This window comes from bacterium (assembly GCA_016789445.1).
In the GTDB taxonomy this organism is placed as follows: domain Bacteria; phylum Patescibacteriota; class Minisyncoccia; order Phycocordibacterales; family UBA2100; genus UBA10103.
In genome coordinates this window covers 107,537-123,448 of the sequence record JAEUQT010000001.1, presented here as the reverse complement: position 1 = coordinate 123,448, position 15,912 = coordinate 107,537, and the positions used below count along the sequence as shown (strand labels likewise).

The following is a 15,912-nucleotide window of genomic DNA, read 5'->3' as shown; positions in this document are numbered from 1 at the left end:
AGCGAATCATGCGCACGGAATCATTTACAGTCCCGCTGAATGATGGCTTCATGCGGAATTCTCCTTGCCACGCTATAGATTGCGCATGAAAATAGTAGGTATGCCGTCATGGATGAAACGATCGAATCTGACTGAATTACTGAATACGACGAAGACCTCCGTACGTGATCGATGGAATAATTTCCGTACGCATCACACGCAATCAGCGGCGGTTGCGGCCGGTGGCGTGCGCGCCTCGGTGGCGATTGCAGGGCTCCTTCTCATCCTTGCGAGCTTCGGTGTCGCCATGGGCGTATCGACTCCGGGAGAGTTCCGGAATTCGCTGGTCGCGATGCTGCCGTTCTCCCTCGAAGGGGATATGCCGCCTGCAGCGATTGCGGGCGTTATCGCTGATGGGGATACGGTGCCGGCGCGCGAACTCTCGCTCTCATCACGGGCAGGCGGACTCGTCGAGGAAGTCGTCGGGCGTGTGGGCGATTTTGTCGAAGAGGGTGCGGTTATCGTCCGCATTGATGATGTGGAAGCACGGCGGAACGTACGCGATGCGGAAGCGGAGCTCGCTCGTGCCGAACTCGCGCTCGCGCAGGTGGGTTCCGAGGCTGCCTCCGCTCCCGATGATTCATCGTCTCGTCGCGAAGCGGCCGCGTCCATCCCCGGTCTCTTTGATGATGCCTACATTCAGATGACGGAGATCTATCTGACGCTGCCGGATCTCGTCTCGGGACTCTCAGGCATGCTCTATGGCAGCGGATTTTCGGACGATGGCGTCGATTACCTGATGGCGCATGCGCAGCGCATCAGTGAGGACAACGAGGCCATCGACGACGTCAGTACTCGTGCAGGTGATCGGTATCTGGCGGCGAAGGAAAAATACCAGCGGGCCGCCGATCAATACCATCGCATCTCAAGCAATTCGAGCGACGAAGAGATGTGGGCGCTGCTCATCCAGTCCCAAGAGGCGATCGGTGCGCTCTCGGATGCGACGAAAGCAGTCAACGAATTATTTTCATTCGAACAGAATCATTTCCGGTCACTGAGATATACGGAACCACCGGTCTTCCAGGAATATACTGATGCGCTTTCGAACTACTCCTCCCAGCTGACCGATCAGCTCGCGCTTCTCAATGGATCCATCGAGGGGATCCGCATGGCGCGCGCAGCTTCAGAAGGGGGAGACGCTGCACAGACACGCATCTCAGCCTCTGACGCTGAGCGGAAAGCCGCGGAGCTGGAGGTGACGCGTGCGCGTAACCGGCTCGATGATGCGAAGGGCACACTCTCGAATTACGAAGTACGGGCACCGTTCAGTGGCGTCATCGCGAGTATCGAGAAGAAAAAAGCCCAGTATGTGGATGATGGGGAGGTGGTCGCGAGACTTCTCGCGCGAGACACGCTTGTGGTGGTGTATCTCGCACAAGGACAGGTCGTGCGCACGAACGTCGGACAACCCGCCCTTGTTGCATTCGAAGGAACGGATATCCAGCTGAAGGGGCGTGTCGCGGAAATCGGCAAAGGCGAGAAAAATACCGACGGATTCGTCAGTTTTGCGGTAACCGTCGCGCTTGATCCGGATGATCGTATACACCCGGGGATGCACGCAAGCGTGCGTTTCCTCGAGGATTAGAGGTCGCCGTCCTTGATGCGCTTGCGCATCGTCTTCGCGAGATTGTTGAAGAAGAAGAGGTTGTGGTAGGTGGCGAGCTTGAGGCCCGAGAGTTCGTGGCCGCGCAGAAGGTGCGAGATATAGCTGCGTGTGTAGTTCTGGCAGATCATGCACTTGCAGTTCGGATCAAGGGGTTTTAATTCTTTGAGGAAGCGCGGCTTGCGCAAATCAATGCGACCCTTCGAGGTGAAGATGACGCCGCGACGTGCGTAGTGCGTGGGAGCGATGCAGTCGAAGGTGTCACCGCCTGCTTGGGCGATGATCGGGAAATCTTCCGGATGGCCGATGCCGAGGACGTGGCGTGGCTTGTGCGAAGGGAGAGCATCAACGACCTCGCTCACGCCTTTCTTGAGCTGCGCCTTGTTGTAGCCGAATTCGCCGCCGAAACCGAAGCCTTCAAAACCGTCCATGGCGCCGATCGCTCTCGCGCTCTCGAGACGTAAGTGCTTGAACGCGCCGCCCTGCACGATGCCGTACATGGCCTGCTTCTTCGCATTCTTGCGTGCATCAAGTGATTCCTTGGCCCAGCGGTGTGTGGTCTCAAGCGATTTACGCATGTAGTCCTCGCTCGCGAGGGGGGATGGGCATTCATCGAACGCGAAGATGATATCGGCGCCGAGTTTCTCCTGGATGCCGACGGAGACCTTCGGGGAGAGGTAGTGCTGTTTTCCGTCGATAGGGGAGCGGAAATGCACGCCATCTGGAGTGATCTTCACCGCAACCGGCTGTGCGCCGGTTTCGATCGAGCGCTCCTTTTCGTCTTTGAGGATCTTTCCGACGCCGTGATCGCGCCCGAAGCCGAGCGAGAAGACCTGGAACCCGCCGCTATCCGTCATGAGGGGCTTATCCCACTGCATGTAGCCATGGATGCCGCCTGCTTTCTTGACGATATCTTCGCCAGGAGCGAGGTGGAGGTGGTAGGTGTTCGCGATGAGCATCTGCGAGCCCACTTCCGCGATCTCATCGGTATCGAGGGTGCGCACCGTGGCCCGCGTCGCGACCGGAATGAACGTCGGGGTCTCGACCTCGCCATGGGGTGTAGAGATGACACCGAGACGGGCGCGGCTCTTTTTCGATTGCTTCAGAACCTTGAATTTGAACATCACGACAGACTATCAGCAGGATGACTGAAAGAAAAGCCCCGCGGAAGACGGGGCTTTGAGTCATTTCTGCCGACGAGGAAGCGTGATGGTTAGCACGTCATCGTCCGTGTATTCGATGCGGGCGTCGTTATCCAGGAAGCTGAAGGTGAGTGCGGGCGTATCGTCCCACTCGATTCCCGGAATCGCATCCACGAGCTCCGGATGCGCGTGCAGGTACAGTTTATTGATCTCGAGTTTCGTCCTGATTGCATCCGGATGCTTCTTTTTCATCCTCTTGAGCGCGGCGAGCGCGGCATCTTCGTCGGTGACGGTGATGCGGTGCGCTGCCGTCCGTTCGATGGTACCGCCCGCCAGGCGGATCATCTTCGGATTCTTCGGATCCGCTAGGGAATCACGTTCTTTCCGTACGAAGGCGACCAGCGGATCGATAAGTCCACGGAGTCTTTCCCTGAGGAAGCCGAGACGATCCTCCTTCTGCTGATTTGCCCGCTGAATCCGTGCGCTCGCAAGTTGTTCCGCCCACCACATATCCCGCAGGACGGTTCTGATGGTGAACTGCCTCCGCATAGCTTGCGCGACGGTCGTGATGATATTCGCGTCCTTCTGTGGACTTTTCATCGTGTGCTCCTTTCAAGAACATCTGGCTGGGCAGGATTATTACATCATCACCATGTGTTTGTGAAGCACGCAATCTTCATGATTTCTCAATCATCAGAGTGCTACATTCTGAAGAGTGAGCACGTTAGTTTCCATCGCACAGGTCGTGGAAGCAATCGCAGATCTCGCGATCGCCGCCATCCTCATCGCCATCGCCTATTATCTTCTCGACATCCTCCGACGAGTGCGTGATCTTTCGCAGAAAGTCCAGCAGGAAGGGGAGGAGATCATCGAGGAATTGGAAGAAGCACGTGAGGATAGCGGGGAGAGCGCGCTCGCCAAAGGTGCCGGACTCGCGGCCGAGGTGGTCGCTGATCTCATCACGCAGCCGAAGAAGAAACGCCGGCGCCGATAATCATGCTTATTAAACAATTAATACATCTAATCTTTTCACTATGAAGCAAACCACAAAGAAGACCGCAGCTGCTCTCGGAGCCGCGGGAGCGACTATGGCGGCGGCGGCTGGAGCGTATTATCTCTACGGCAGTGAGAAGGCATCCGCGCATCGCCGTAAGGTCGGCGCATGGATGCGTCGTGCGGAGCGCGAGATCGTCCACGAGGCGAAACGTCTGAAGAGCGCGGCGTATACCGATCAGAATATCCGCCGCGTCATCGACGAGGTAGCGAAGCGCTATGAGACCGCGCGCGAACTCGATCCGAAGGATGTGCGGGAATTCGTGAGCGCGGTCCAGAAAAGCTGGCAGGATGCAGGGAAGGTCGTAAAGAGCCGCCTCGGCGTCCGCATCGCACCGAAGAAGACTGCTGCAAAGAAGCGACCGACAGCTAAAAAGAAAGCTGCAAAGAAGAAGGCGCGCAGCTAGCGACCGATTCCCTTGAACGTAATTCCTGAATCGAGGAACAGTTTCTTCGGCAGGCAGTTCTTGCCGTCGAGGACGATTTCTACGCCGCGGTCGAGGAAGTCGCGCGGGTGCATATTGCGGAATGCTTTGTGCGGTGTCGCGATGATGGCTGCCTGAGCGCCCAGAAGCGCCTCATCAAGCGAAGATGCGTAGCGGTCGTCCTGCACGTACGGATCAAAGGCGACCGGCGTAGCGCCGCGCGCGGTGAGCTCATTCAGGATGTCGTGTGCTGGGCTCTCGCGCATGTCGTCGATGTCAGCCTTGTAGGCGAGACCGAGGACCGCGATGCGGGCATCGGAGAGCGCGATACCAGCTTCAGAGAGCATTTTCTCGAGTATGTCGACGGTATGGATCGGCATGCGGTTGTTGATACGGCGAGCGAGGGCGAGGAATTCGTGATCGAATCCATGACGGCGTCCTTCTTCGATGAGGTAGTACGGATCAACCGGAATGCAGTGGCCGCCGACGCCACAGCCGGGGTAGTGCGGCATGAAAGCAAATGGCTTGGTCGATGCCGCGTCGATGACATTGACGATGTCGATGCCCATTCGGTCGAACGACATTGCGAGTTCGTTCACAAATGCGATGTTGATATCACGGAACGTGTTTTCGACGATTTTTACTGCTTCGGCCTCCTTGAGGGAGCCCATCGGCCGCACCTCGCCGTCCACGATCGAGCGATAAAAGAGGAGCGTTTTCTCAAGACCCTGTGGCGTGAGAGAGCCGGCGACGCGGTTGATGTTGTCGACGCCCCAGCGATCATCGCCCGGGTTTACGCGCTCAGGACAGTGGGAGACCATGAAATCACGTCCTGCAACGAGATTGGAATGCTGCTCGAGAGTCGGGATAACGATCGTGTCGCAGATGCCGGGGTTCACCGTAGATTCAATGACGATAAGCGAACCTTGTGAGAGGTGCGGCGCGATCGATTCGCACGCCTTGATGAGGGGATCGAGATCGGGCGAATGATCGTCACGCACCGGCGTCGGAACGCAGACAATGACGATTTCGGCATCGCGAATGCGCACGAAATCGGTGTCGGCTTCGAGCTTGGTTTCGGCAAGGTGGCGGGTGATCGCTTCGTCATAAAACGGCGAAGTCCCGCCACGAATAGAGGCGACCTTCTTTTCGCTTACATCGATACCCACCACGCGATGACCCTTGCGGGCGGCGAGGAGGGCGAGTGGCAATCCGACGTAGCCGAGGCCGACAACGGCCACTGAATAGGAAAGCGCAGCGGACGTGAGTTCCGTTGCGATTGGTTCAAGGGTTTCCCGTTGCTGCGTTTCCATCTCGGCGTACGCCAGTTTCCTTGTCGAGGAGTATAGCATGAAATATCCTCTCGCACGCAAGCAAAATGTTTGTTGTAGTAGTGTCGTATCGTACGCTGCGGATACATTCTTGATCCTTGATCATTTGAAAACCCCGGCTATTCGCCGGGGTTTTCGCGCTGGTCGGGTGCCGGCTACGGGGTTACGGTAACCGTAAAGGTGTAGGTACCGACTTTACCGCCGACGTCGCTCGCGGAACATCGCACGCTTGTCGAGCCTGTCGGGAACGTGTATCCGGAGGTGACGACTTTCGGGAGCTGTATTCCCGAGGCTTCACCGGAAGGGAACACGAACTCCTCTTGGATGGCGGGGAGAACGCAGAGTGCGTTCAAGCCGGAGTTCGAGTCGGTTACGACCGGGGTGAAGGTGACTGCCGCTCCGGACGACGATGTTGCCTTGGTGGTGATCGTATTGTTGACCGTTTGAGGTACGGTCACTACCGGTGCCGCACCGTCTGAAGTGGGGGCACTATTCATGCGACTCAATCCCTGTCCAACCGTAACCACATCGATCGATGATCCTTTTGACTTGAGATAATTCACGATCTGTGTGAGTTTCGCGGGGGTGACGCAATACGCGTCCGCGCCGCAGTCGTCTTTGACTTCGTGAAGGGTCAGAATCAGCCATTGCTTGTTGTTTACCGCATCATCAATCCAGGATTGGATCGTACCGAATTCGGGATTCCAGCCGGTCGGTAAAGGGTCGTTCGGCGTTACGGGTGACGTGCCGGTTACTTGGCCTGAAAAGAGTGCGAATCGATCCGTTGACGGCTTGTTAAGTATGGGTCGTCCATCAGCGCCTATGATATCTACGGTGCGGCCGCCGCTGTAGCCCGCCGCTTGAAGTTGTTGTTTGACCGCGCTGTTGAATCCTCCGTACGGATACGCAAGGCTTGTAACAGCCAGGGATGGGAACTCACCGATGAAATCAAGTCGCGAACCGTTCGTCTCAAAGAGCGAATCGGTTCCTGAGAGCGTCGATAGATTACGGTGTCCGCGCGTATGCGAAGCGATTTCATGTCCCGCTGCAGCAAGGTTCTGCACGTCTGCGGTTGACATGTATTCGGTGTAGCAGGCGCCATTGCATAGCGCAGCACCGTACATCGGGATTGAATACACGTACTGCGTGCTCGGCAAACCTTGAAGCAGGTTGCGAGCGGCGATTGCGTTGTACACGGATTTCGTGCCGTCATCGAAGGTGATGGAAACCATGCCTTTGCTGAAGGTCTCCGACGAAGGTGGGGGTGGGGGTGCTGCGGTGACGGTGTGCGACGCTGTTCCCGAACTGCCCGTAAAGGCATTGGTGCTGGTAAAGGTTGCGGTGAGGGTCTTGGTGCCCGCGGTCGTGGAGGTAAGTGCGCATGAGAAGGCTGAGGTGCTGCTTGCTCCGTTGCTTGCAGTCGTGTCGGTGCACGAGCTCGTTCCGTCAGTGACCGTTACGCTTCCGGATGGGCGTGTGGAACCCGAGGCAGGAGTGACTGTTACGTTTACGGTATAGGCTTGATTGGTCGTCGAAGGGTCTGGAGTGTGAGATGTTATAACCGTTTGCGTAGTGATGCGGGGGGTGTAATGAATACGTACTCGAATTTGATCCACATATAGTTTCCCGCCAGTTGCTCCTCTGGTCGCGAGCTTCACTCGTAGGTTCGCAAGCTCTTCAGGGGTCCACGTGCGGCCCCATGCATCCCTGGATCCGCCGAATGTCTGCGTCGTCTCACGATTGAGCGGTAGACTCGTCGTCTTCACGCCAGCGGTTCCGGAAGTGTAGTTGGTACCACCGTTCCAGGAGAGGGAAATTTGCTCTTGAGGACGCCCTACGGAGGAGAGTGATGTCCGACCGGTGGTATAGCCTTCAACGACCAGCTCGATGCCGTTTATGACACCGGTAGTCGTCGGAAACGAAAAACCACCGTACTGGACGATATCAGCGTTATTATCCGCGATCGCGCGATTGTTGTCCGAGGCATATGCATTCTGCGGATTCTGCCAGCCGCTGTTCACGTTGGTGCTCGGTGCGATAAGGCCTGTTTGCGCTGCAAAGACCGCTTGCAATGGCGTGGCCGCAACGATGAGTGCGAAGAGCAGTGCGGATGCAATAGGAGACTGATAAGGGAAGACGCGCCCTTTTAGAAACATCATAGCGAGGAACAAGGAATAAGTTATTAATGACAGACGACTTCGTGCGTTCTTGTTCCCCTGTCAAGAACTTATAACCGCGATACGATACAAGCGTATCATATCTTGTGCCGGATGGGCCAGTTTCTTATTACGAAGCATGAGAGAAGGCATCATTTTCACGACAAATGCAAGGTTGCCTGTGCAACTGTCGTGCTTAGCGCCAGTGTATCTGTGATGTTGTTACGATCTCGTTCCAGGGTCCTGCCGGCACATCGGCAGCGTCCACAAATTGCCAGTCAACCTTGTTGTCTGCGTTATTCCAATGATTGAATTTGAGGCAGTCGCGGAGGGCCGGTGAGACGTCTAGTCCGGCATTGTTAGCAAGGGTCGATTTGGGTTTAGTGCTTCCATCGCCGAACACATAGGCATGATCGTCGTATTCATACGGCCCGGCATCTTGGATCTGGCCATAGCAGGTGATGCCATTACGGATCAGCTTGACCCAGCGATTCTTCATCATTGACTCTCGTGGTCCCCACTGTTTTTCGTTCGCCCACGGTATCACGCGATAGGCATTCGTCTTCCGTCTGCCTTCATCGTCGAAGTCGTTGTACGGCAGATCAAGATAGAAAGGATTTTCTTTCGGGGTGAATCCGATCGGATGATAGCCATTGCGCTTCTGAGGGTCGTCGAAGCCGCCATAGTTTCTTTGCCAGTCGTCATCCCATGCGGACAGCGCATTATCTTCTGAAGATCCTCCGCCTTCAGGTTCGCCTACCCAAAAGACGGTCGCCACGATGCCGCGATGAAGCGGATAGGCGCTTGAAATCGATGGCGCTTCCGATTCTTGTTCTTGATGAATGGCCGACAACTCGATCACGGCGTCGCGAAGGTCGGTGATAGGCTGAGTCGTTGTCTGCGGATTATGTGCAAACATGGAGACAAGTGTCACGAATGAGAGGATTATGCCACGAAACCAGTCTGATAGTACGACTGATAGTATCAAAAGAAGCATGGGGGGATGATAGCAATTTACTTCTCCATCAACCACCGACGGTAGCCCCGACCCCTGTCATACATTTTTATCCACATTCTTCGTCACACATTCCTCATAAAAAAAGCGTACCCTTAGCGTACCCTTAGCTTTGTAAGGAGGGAACGTCTCGGGGGGTTATTTGCTGTTAACGTTTCTACAAATTAAATATGATGAAGCGATTCAATGCTTTGATTGTACTCGCGTCACTTGTTTTGGTGAGTACTGGTCTCCCTTATCAGACGGCGCACGCCGATCGCGAAGCCGCTCGTGCGGCTCGAGAAGCTGCAGTGCAGATGCGTGTCGAATTGCGCAATTCGCTTCGTGGTCCGGCTCCAACGCCAACTCCTGAGCCGACGCCGACGCCGACGCCGACGCCGGAACCGCAGCCGCAACCTGAACCGACGCCAACGCCGACTCCAGAACCTGCGCCGCAGCCGGAACCAGACCCGACTCCGACTCCAGAACCGCAACCTGCGCCGCAGCCGGCAAGTGGTGCGCTTATTTCATTCGATTTTGATGACGGATGGATATCAGGCTATGAGAAAGGGCTTCCCATCTTCGATGCTGCAGGCATCAAGACGACCTATTACGTCACGACGGAGTATCTCGGAGACGGAGGCTATGAGGCATTCATAAAACCGAACAATCTGGCCGATATAGCGGCACGTGGGCATGAGATTGGGGCACATACCAGATCGCATCCGGATTTGACAACCTTAGACAGTCAACGGGTCCAGGATGAAGTGATCGGTGGTAAGCAAGACCTCGCGAATCTCGGGCATGAGACTAAGGTTTTCGCGTATCCCTACGGTGCAGTGAACAATGATGTCCGCACTGTGGTAGCAGGGTCCTTCAGCGGTGCCCGCGGCGTCGAGGAGGGATTCAACGATAAAAACACCGATCGCTACGTTCTCTACAGCTGGAATGCGAGCAATATGACGTTCGAGAAGGCCAAGGAGGTGATCGATCAGGCAATTGCGCAGAAGAAATGGGTCATCTTCCTTATCCATAAGGTAGACGAACCGGTAGACGAAGGTTCGGGTGATACCGCCGTGAATATTTCCAGCGAGCTGCTCACGCAGATTGTCGACTATGTAAAGCAGTCGAACATCGAGGTGGTCACCGCGAGCGAAGGTCTCGAAAGGCTCGGCTCGATCGAATAATCCTGATCATAGGTATTAAAAACCGCGGCATCTGCCGCGGTTTTTTAATTAGTTTTTCGAGTACGCCACTCGTTTCGGGCTTTTCCACTTTCCTTCGGTCTGTGGGGTGGTGAAAAGGCCAACACCGAGCGCATAGAGGAATATCCATGTCTCGATGTATCGCAAGAAGAAGAAAGCGGGCCCGTAGAACATGAGCACGGGTTTGCGCTCAATGAACGCGACCAGAATCGTAACGATGTAATCCAGTGCAAACACGACCATGGCGATGCCCGCAAGGCTTATCTCAAAGCCGAAAACAGGGATGTTGATGAATAGGGAATCCCGTGAGCTGAGGAGAAGTTCTAGTACGAAAAAAGGAAGCAACGCAAACAGTAGAGAAGAGAGAGCAAGCTCGACCGTGAAAAAAAGCGTTGAGAATATGAACCAGCTCGGCCAGATGCCATGGTGCCGGATTGTCTGGAAGTATCCCAAATACCAGCGATTGATCTGTTTGGTATAGTCTCGCAGCGAAAATGGTTCTTGAGTCGTAGCAAAGGCTTTCGGATCAAAGGCGATGAGGCCGAGGTTCTTGTGATGGACCTCAAACGTCATGTTGAAGTCCTCAATGATGAGGCCAGGTACTTCGATGGTTATCTTTTTAAGAGCCTCGCTACGATATACGCTTCCTCCGCCAGGGATAATCGGGGAGACGTTGGTATATTGCCATGTCTGTCCGTAGCGTACGCAGAATTGTAGGATCCGCCACAGTCGGATTCGGTACGCGGTGAAAAACATATTCCATCGCGGCATGAGGTGTGGGATCCACAGCGAATCGAGATGACCTGCGACCGCTGCGACGTTCGGATTGTCGAAAAAGGGGAGGGCATGAGTGAAAAAATTTGGATCGACTTTCAGGTCCGCATCCATGAGAAACACGGCCTTGTAGCGATCAAGCAGGTCATTTCTCTTAAGCGCTTCGACGATCGCGCCTGCTTTTCCCCGATTCGGCCGAATATCGTCCGCATGCGCGCCCAGTGAGCGCACGACGTCAATGGTTTTGTCGGATGAGCCGTCGCTCGCCACGAAGACGTTTTTGGCATCCGTAAACGCAAGCACTGATGCCACCGTGGTGCCGATGGTGAGTTCTTCGTTGTGCGCTGCGATGAGGATGGCAACGTCTTCTGGTGCGATGCGTGCGTGCTTAGTTGCTTCGCGGCGAATGGCATCGCGTTCGCGTTCAAGCGCATTCATACTGCGCGCAATATGTCCGCCGAGAAAACCGATGCCCATCGTTGAAGCGAATATGAGGAAGGCGAAACCGGCATTCTGCGGGATAAGATTCGCGGAAAGAGAAGGTGAGTAGAGAAGGGAGGTCGTGACTGCCGCAAGGGTTCCCATGGAGACCGCGAACGAGAGAATGTACGGTTCGTGCACGTAGATTCGTGCTGCGATATATGAGCCGACGCCGATACAGGCGAGCCAGAGGATGAAGCTGGAGACATGCAAGGCGGACACGTTCGCGGTGAGGAGTAAGCTTTCTTCAAAGCCGAAACTGAAGAAGACGAGGAAGAACAGTGAGGCGCTGAGGCCGACTCCTGCTATGGATGCTGCGACCAGATTGATGCGCGAAGACTTCTGGGGCATATCGCGCAGCTTACGCAGTGTCTCAAAAATGAATCTGAGGCACCCTACAATGATCCAGAAGAGGAAACTGATGCCGAAAAACTGGAAGAACCCGACCATGGCTATGTGATGACCTGGTCAGCGGATGGTTGGATTTCGGATTCTGTGACGACACGCAGCGGCAGGTGGTGCGCGACCATGCGACGTAGACCTTCTTCGACGGTGACCTGCTGCGACCAGCCAAGGGATTTTGCTTTCTCAACGGCAGGACGACGATGCGTATGATCCTCGATAAAATGCGGTTCGTAGACGATGCCGGCTGTGTGGTCAGTGAGGGTGATTACGAGCTCAGCGAGTTCACGGATCGTCATCTGATGCTCGCCGCCGACGTTGTATGCCTCGCCAGGAATGCCGTGTTCCATGACCGTGGTGAGCCCGCGTACGAGATCATCGACATAGAGATGCGTGCGGGTCTGAAGACCGTCGCCGTAGAGACGTAGCGGCTGTTCATTGAGTACGCACTGGATGAAATGCGGGATAACGCGGAAATCGTTGAGCGACATGCCCGGGCCGAACGTATTGAAGATGCGCACGACGCGTGCGTCGACGTCGTATTTACGGACGTACATCGCGAGCGTTGATTCAGCAAAGCGTTTGCCTTCCTCGTAGGCACTGCGCATACCAAGGGGGTTTACGTTGCCGTTATAGGTCTCGTCCTGCGGGCTGGTAAGCGGCTGGCCGTACACTTCGGCCGTCGAGGAAAGGAGGAGTTTCGCACGATGGTGTTTCGCGATTTCCAGCACATTGAACGTGCCGTACGAACAGGTGCGGAGCATCTCTTCCGCGAGCGTGATGAGGTTGGGAACACCGGTAGGGCAGGCGAGGCTGTAGATAAGATCGATCTTTGTACGCAAAAATGTTTCCAGGAACTGAGGATCGGAAATATCCTGAAGATAAAAAAAGAAATTCGTATCGCTCTCAAGCGGTACGACATTGGTTCGCGATCCGGTGATGCAGTTATCAACCGCGTGCACTGTATGTCCTTCTGCAAGAAGGGTGCGGCAGAGATTGGAACCGATGAATCCGGCACCGCCGGTGACAAGGATAGAGGCCATGCAGAATGCAGTACTGAATTAAACGCTGCACTGGTTTCCGTGAAGGAAGTCTAGCACAGCAGACCGACCTCACCAAACGTCGGAATCGCTGAAATGCGGCCATCCTTAGCGCCAATTTCGACAGTGTACGGAACTGGCTTCAGTCCCCGAGGGAGGGGACTGAAGGGTGTCCGTGACAGCCCGATAGAGGAGGGAATCTCCCTATCAAGCAAGCCGGTCGTCTCTTCGCTTGAGTCGCAACACCACAAGCGCATGATTCTTCCGACTCTGTCCTGTCACAGGAGCCGTCCAGTATGAACATTTCTTACATTCAAAAACTTAATCTCACGTTCATTGGCCACTGCTACGCTCTATCTGTGTCGAGCTTTAATCGTCGTAATACACCAGACGTATGACACACGACATGCGGAGCCAGAACAACGCTGGCTCAAGCGGAGATCGTCAAGGGGATCAGCGCGAAAGCACTGACACCTCGGCAGACGATCGCTAACCGCTACCTATTCCAATAAGCGCCCGTTCCAAAAAGATCCCGCAAGGGATCTTTTTGGATTGGGTTTCGATTCATCACACACGCTTCATGCGCAGTGTACACAATGTACCTATCTCGAGGTCGTGCGCAGCTTCGGGGATTTTATACAAACTTTAAACGCACCCACTATGCTTACATTCGCTGCGGCATTAGTCGGCCTTTGGTTCTTCGGTCTCATGGCCGAATTCACGATGGGCGGAATGATCCATCTGTTACTAGTCGCCGGATTGGTACTTGCGCTTACGAAAATAATCCAAGAAGCGACGCCGATCGAACAGATCGAGATCGAACCTGAGACTGTCTAAGCAGGATCATTGCCGAATCAAGTCTTCCTCGAAGTATCCATTCCGACGCCTTCATAAAGGGCAGGGGAAAGCGAGGGGAGTCAAGGGCAATCTCGGACCCCGGTATCTCGGACCTGTGGATAACTCAACCTCGGGTTGCCGATGTCCATATTCATGTTCGTCGGCGGCAGTGTTGCACGCGTGTATATATTCGTTTTCATTGCACGAGCGTTCTTCTAAGGCATGGTGGGAAAGTGGAGGAAGAAAAAAACTGCACACCGTTGTGCTGTGTCGCATAAAAATCGCTCTGACTCCCCTGCTCTTTCCCTTCTTCCGAGAAGCTGGTCGTACTGGATGCAATAACCGATGATCGGTACTCGAGGCGGCTGAAGTGCCGGACCCGAATCCCCTTCATGTCCCCTTCAATCCCCTGTGCAATCGTACCCGCATATGGCTTCCCAATATCCACGAAGTGCCAAGAAGAAGGTTGCAAAGGCGATGCACGAATACAAGCGAGGAACACTGAAGAGCGGTAGCGGTGCGAAGGTCCGTACTCGCAAACAGGCAGTTGCTATCGGGCTTTCGAAGGCGCGTCGCGCAGGTAGCGATGTACCGCGCGGCCGCCAACACTCCATCACCAAGCAGCATTGAAGTCGGCCTCCCTCTCTGCCATACTCTTCTCATGACCCACCAATCCCGTATCAGCGTCGGCATCCTCGCGGTGCTTTTATTCCTCGTTCTTCCTATCGCCGTCTCTGCGCAGCAGCTCAGGATCGTAGACGAGGGTTCTACTGCGATTAATCCGACTAAATACCGCGCCTATTACGGCAAGCTCTCCGGCGAACCGCACGATTTCACCTTTACGGTGGACGAAGAGACACCGGTCAAATTCGTGCTCCTCGTCCCCGATGTACCGGACGCGAATACGCAGGTTTCGGCGACGCTCGTTGATGTGAAGAACCCGCAAGGCGTTTTCATCCCGGGAGACGGAACGCTCACCGAATGGCAGCGATTCTTCGACACTGCCGGACGTGATAGCTATCTTGCAGGCCCGACGCTTGAAGCGAATCTTCCGCCCAGCGAGTATCGCGTGCAGGTCTCCAGTGCCGCCGATGATGCGCAGTACGTACTCGTGGTAGCGGGAGACAGCTCGTTCTCGCTTCTGGAGACGTTCCGCCGCTACGGCACCGTGCCGGCTATCAAATCCGATTTCTTCGGAAAGTCCGCAGCAGAGGCATATCTCACGCCGCTTCTCCTGTGGCCGATCTTCGGCCTCCTGATCCTCGCAGCACTCGCGATCTTCGTCATGATGGTGTATCGCCGCGGCCGGTAAGCGCGTTCATATTTGGTTCACCGCCTGCGTATATAACCAGAAGCGGTCGAGATGATTAGGAATTAACCTCATCTTGCAAATATGTTGAAGAAATTCGTTAACGGCGCAGCGGCAGCCTCCCTCTTCGTGGCAGGCATCGCGAGCGCCCAGACCACCACGTCGACGACGACACCAGGCGTCCCGAATACCGGTGCGGGAGATATCGCGCTTAACGCGGTCATCCTCGGCATCTCGGCGATGATAGCAGTCGGCGGTGCGCTGTATCTGTACATGCAGCGGAATGCGCTAGCTGAATAGCAGTGCCTTTGCGCAGCCCGGGCATCGAAAGATGCCTTGGCTGCGCACGTCTTAGTATTCATATGGCCAGACTTTCGCGTTTTTTCATATTCACGCTCACGCTCTGTGCGGTCGCGATATTCACCACGACCATCGTGCGTGCGTTCTTCTACAACCCGGATACGGAGATCACGGTGCCACCTGATGAGGTGGTGGCCTCGAATCCGCAGCACCATCCGGTACGCCTCATCGTCCCTTCGCTCGGTATCGATGCGAATGTGCAGGATGTCGGCGTAAATGCTGCAGGCAACATGGGAGTGCCGAGCAATTTCACCGATGTCGGTTGGTACAAGTACGGCGTCGTGCCCGGCGGCGCAGGATCTTCGGTCATTGCCGGACATGTCGACAACGGACTCGGGCTCTCTGGTGTTTTCAAACGCCTCGATGAACTTGAAACCGGCGATGAGATAATCGTCGAGCGGCGTGACGGGACCCGGCGCACATTCGTGGTCACCGGTAAGCGATCGTACCCGTATGACGCGGTGCCGACGGAGATCATTTTCAATCCTTCGGGTTCTGCGCGGCTGAATCTCATAACCTGCGGCGGCTCGTGGGTGAAATCCGCCAAGACGTACGATCAGCGCCTGGTCGTATTTACCAAGCTTTCGGGTACTTGAAGCGGCTCGCGCAGCAGCGCGAGGCGAAAGGGGTCGGGAAAACTGTAGTTTTCCCGTGTCGGAGAGCAGGGCGCCGAGCGAAGCGCTGGCGTCCGTTGAGAACCGAGGGTTCTCAAAAACAAGAGAATCTTGTTGGTTCATGGAAAAAATACGCGGCGTTGGTATA

At 55.3% G+C, this 15,912-nt stretch carries 16 protein-coding genes; 9 read left to right on the top strand and 7 right to left on the bottom strand.

Going from position 1 to position 15,912, the window contains the following annotated elements; genetic code table 11:
• The first annotated feature begins 85 nt into the window (after positions 1 to 85).
• Complete coding sequence (locus JNK62_00710; protein ID MBL8158044.1) at positions 86 to 1,624, top strand: HlyD family efflux transporter periplasmic adaptor subunit; 1,539 nt, start codon at positions 86 to 88, stop codon at positions 1,622 to 1,624.
• Here JNK62_00710 and tgt read toward each other — a convergent pair.
• On the bottom strand, positions 1,621 to 2,766 hold the full coding sequence (tgt, locus tag JNK62_00705) for a tRNA guanosine(34) transglycosylase Tgt (GenBank protein MBL8158043.1): 1,146 nt from the start codon (positions 2,764 to 2,766) through the stop codon (positions 1,621 to 1,623). The genes JNK62_00710 and tgt overlap by 4 nt on opposite strands.
• A gap of 60 nt (positions 2,767 to 2,826) precedes the next feature.
• Positions 2,827 to 3,384, bottom strand: coding sequence for a host-nuclease inhibitor Gam family protein (locus tag JNK62_00700; protein MBL8158042.1), 558 nt, complete (start codon positions 3,382 to 3,384; stop codon positions 2,827 to 2,829).
• 115 nt (positions 3,385 to 3,499) lie between these two features.
• On the opposite strand from JNK62_00700, the gene JNK62_00695 reads away from it, so the two are divergent.
• Together JNK62_00695 and JNK62_00690 are read left to right on the top strand one after the other, a co-directional pair.
• Positions 3,500 to 3,778, top strand: a complete 279-nt coding sequence (locus JNK62_00695; GenBank protein MBL8158041.1) for a hypothetical protein — start codon at positions 3,500 to 3,502, stop codon at positions 3,776 to 3,778.
• Positions 3,779 to 3,818: 40 nt separating this feature from the next.
• The gene (locus JNK62_00690) at positions 3,819 to 4,244 is read left to right on the top strand and encodes a hypothetical protein (protein ID MBL8158040.1); all 426 of its coding nucleotides are present in this window, start codon (positions 3,819 to 3,821) and stop codon (positions 4,242 to 4,244) included.
• Here JNK62_00690 and JNK62_00685 read toward each other — a convergent pair.
• The 3 genes from JNK62_00685 to JNK62_00675 form a co-directional block, all read right to left on the bottom strand.
• Positions 4,241 to 5,575 carry a nucleotide sugar dehydrogenase gene (locus JNK62_00685; GenBank protein MBL8158039.1) on the bottom strand — a complete coding sequence of 445 codons (1,335 nt, stop codon included), beginning with the start codon at positions 5,573 to 5,575 and terminating at the stop codon, positions 4,241 to 4,243. The genes JNK62_00690 and JNK62_00685 overlap by 4 nt on opposite strands.
• Before the next feature lie 173 nt (positions 5,576 to 5,748).
• Complete coding sequence (locus tag JNK62_00680; protein MBL8158038.1) at positions 5,749 to 7,752, bottom strand: polysaccharide deacetylase family protein; 2,004 nt, start codon at positions 7,750 to 7,752, stop codon at positions 5,749 to 5,751.
• 193 nt (positions 7,753 to 7,945) lie between these two features.
• Positions 7,946 to 8,668 carry a hypothetical protein gene (locus tag JNK62_00675; GenBank protein ID MBL8158037.1) on the bottom strand — a complete coding sequence of 241 codons (723 nt, stop codon included), beginning with the start codon at positions 8,666 to 8,668 and terminating at the stop codon, positions 7,946 to 7,948.
• A gap of 266 nt (positions 8,669 to 8,934) precedes the next feature.
• Here JNK62_00675 and JNK62_00670 point away from each other — a divergent pair, with 266 nt between their 5' ends.
• Positions 8,935 to 9,930 (top strand): polysaccharide deacetylase family protein, encoded by a 996-nt coding sequence (locus tag JNK62_00670; protein MBL8158036.1) that lies wholly within the window; start codon positions 8,935 to 8,937, stop codon positions 9,928 to 9,930.
• 48 nt (positions 9,931 to 9,978) lie between these two features.
• On the opposite strand, the gene JNK62_00665 is transcribed toward JNK62_00670, so the two are convergent.
• Both JNK62_00665 and JNK62_00660 read right to left on the bottom strand, forming a co-directional pair.
• The gene (locus JNK62_00665; GenBank protein MBL8158035.1) at positions 9,979 to 11,553 is read right to left on the bottom strand and encodes a glycosyltransferase family 2 protein; all 1,575 of its coding nucleotides are present in this window, start codon (positions 11,551 to 11,553) and stop codon (positions 9,979 to 9,981) included.
• A 101-nt stretch (positions 11,554 to 11,654) separates the two neighbouring features.
• The gene (locus JNK62_00660; protein ID MBL8158034.1) at positions 11,655 to 12,647 is read right to left on the bottom strand and encodes a GDP-mannose 4,6-dehydratase; all 993 of its coding nucleotides are present in this window, start codon (positions 12,645 to 12,647) and stop codon (positions 11,655 to 11,657) included.
• A 657-nt stretch (positions 12,648 to 13,304) separates the two neighbouring features.
• Between JNK62_00660 and JNK62_00655 the strand changes: the two genes are divergently transcribed.
• The 5 genes from JNK62_00655 (at position 13,305) to JNK62_00635 (ending at position 15,746) form a co-directional block, all read left to right on the top strand.
• Complete coding sequence (locus tag JNK62_00655; GenBank protein ID MBL8158033.1) at positions 13,305 to 13,481, top strand: lmo0937 family membrane protein; 177 nt, start codon at positions 13,305 to 13,307, stop codon at positions 13,479 to 13,481.
• A gap of 429 nt (positions 13,482 to 13,910) precedes the next feature.
• Positions 13,911 to 14,111, top strand: a complete 201-nt coding sequence (locus JNK62_00650) for a hypothetical protein (protein MBL8158032.1) — start codon at positions 13,911 to 13,913, stop codon at positions 14,109 to 14,111.
• Between the two features lie 31 nt (positions 14,112 to 14,142).
• A complete protein-coding gene (locus tag JNK62_00645; GenBank protein MBL8158031.1) occupies positions 14,143 to 14,793 on the top strand; it encodes a hypothetical protein in 651 nt (216 codons plus the stop codon).
• Between the two features lie 81 nt (positions 14,794 to 14,874).
• On the top strand, positions 14,875 to 15,090 hold the full coding sequence (locus tag JNK62_00640) for an LPXTG cell wall anchor domain-containing protein (GenBank protein ID MBL8158030.1): 216 nt from the start codon (positions 14,875 to 14,877) through the stop codon (positions 15,088 to 15,090).
• Positions 15,091 to 15,152: 62 nt separating this feature from the next.
• Entirely contained in the window at positions 15,153 to 15,746 is a 594-nt protein-coding gene (locus tag JNK62_00635) for a class F sortase (protein ID MBL8158029.1), read from the top strand.
• Positions 15,747 to 15,912: the final 166 nt, after the last annotated feature.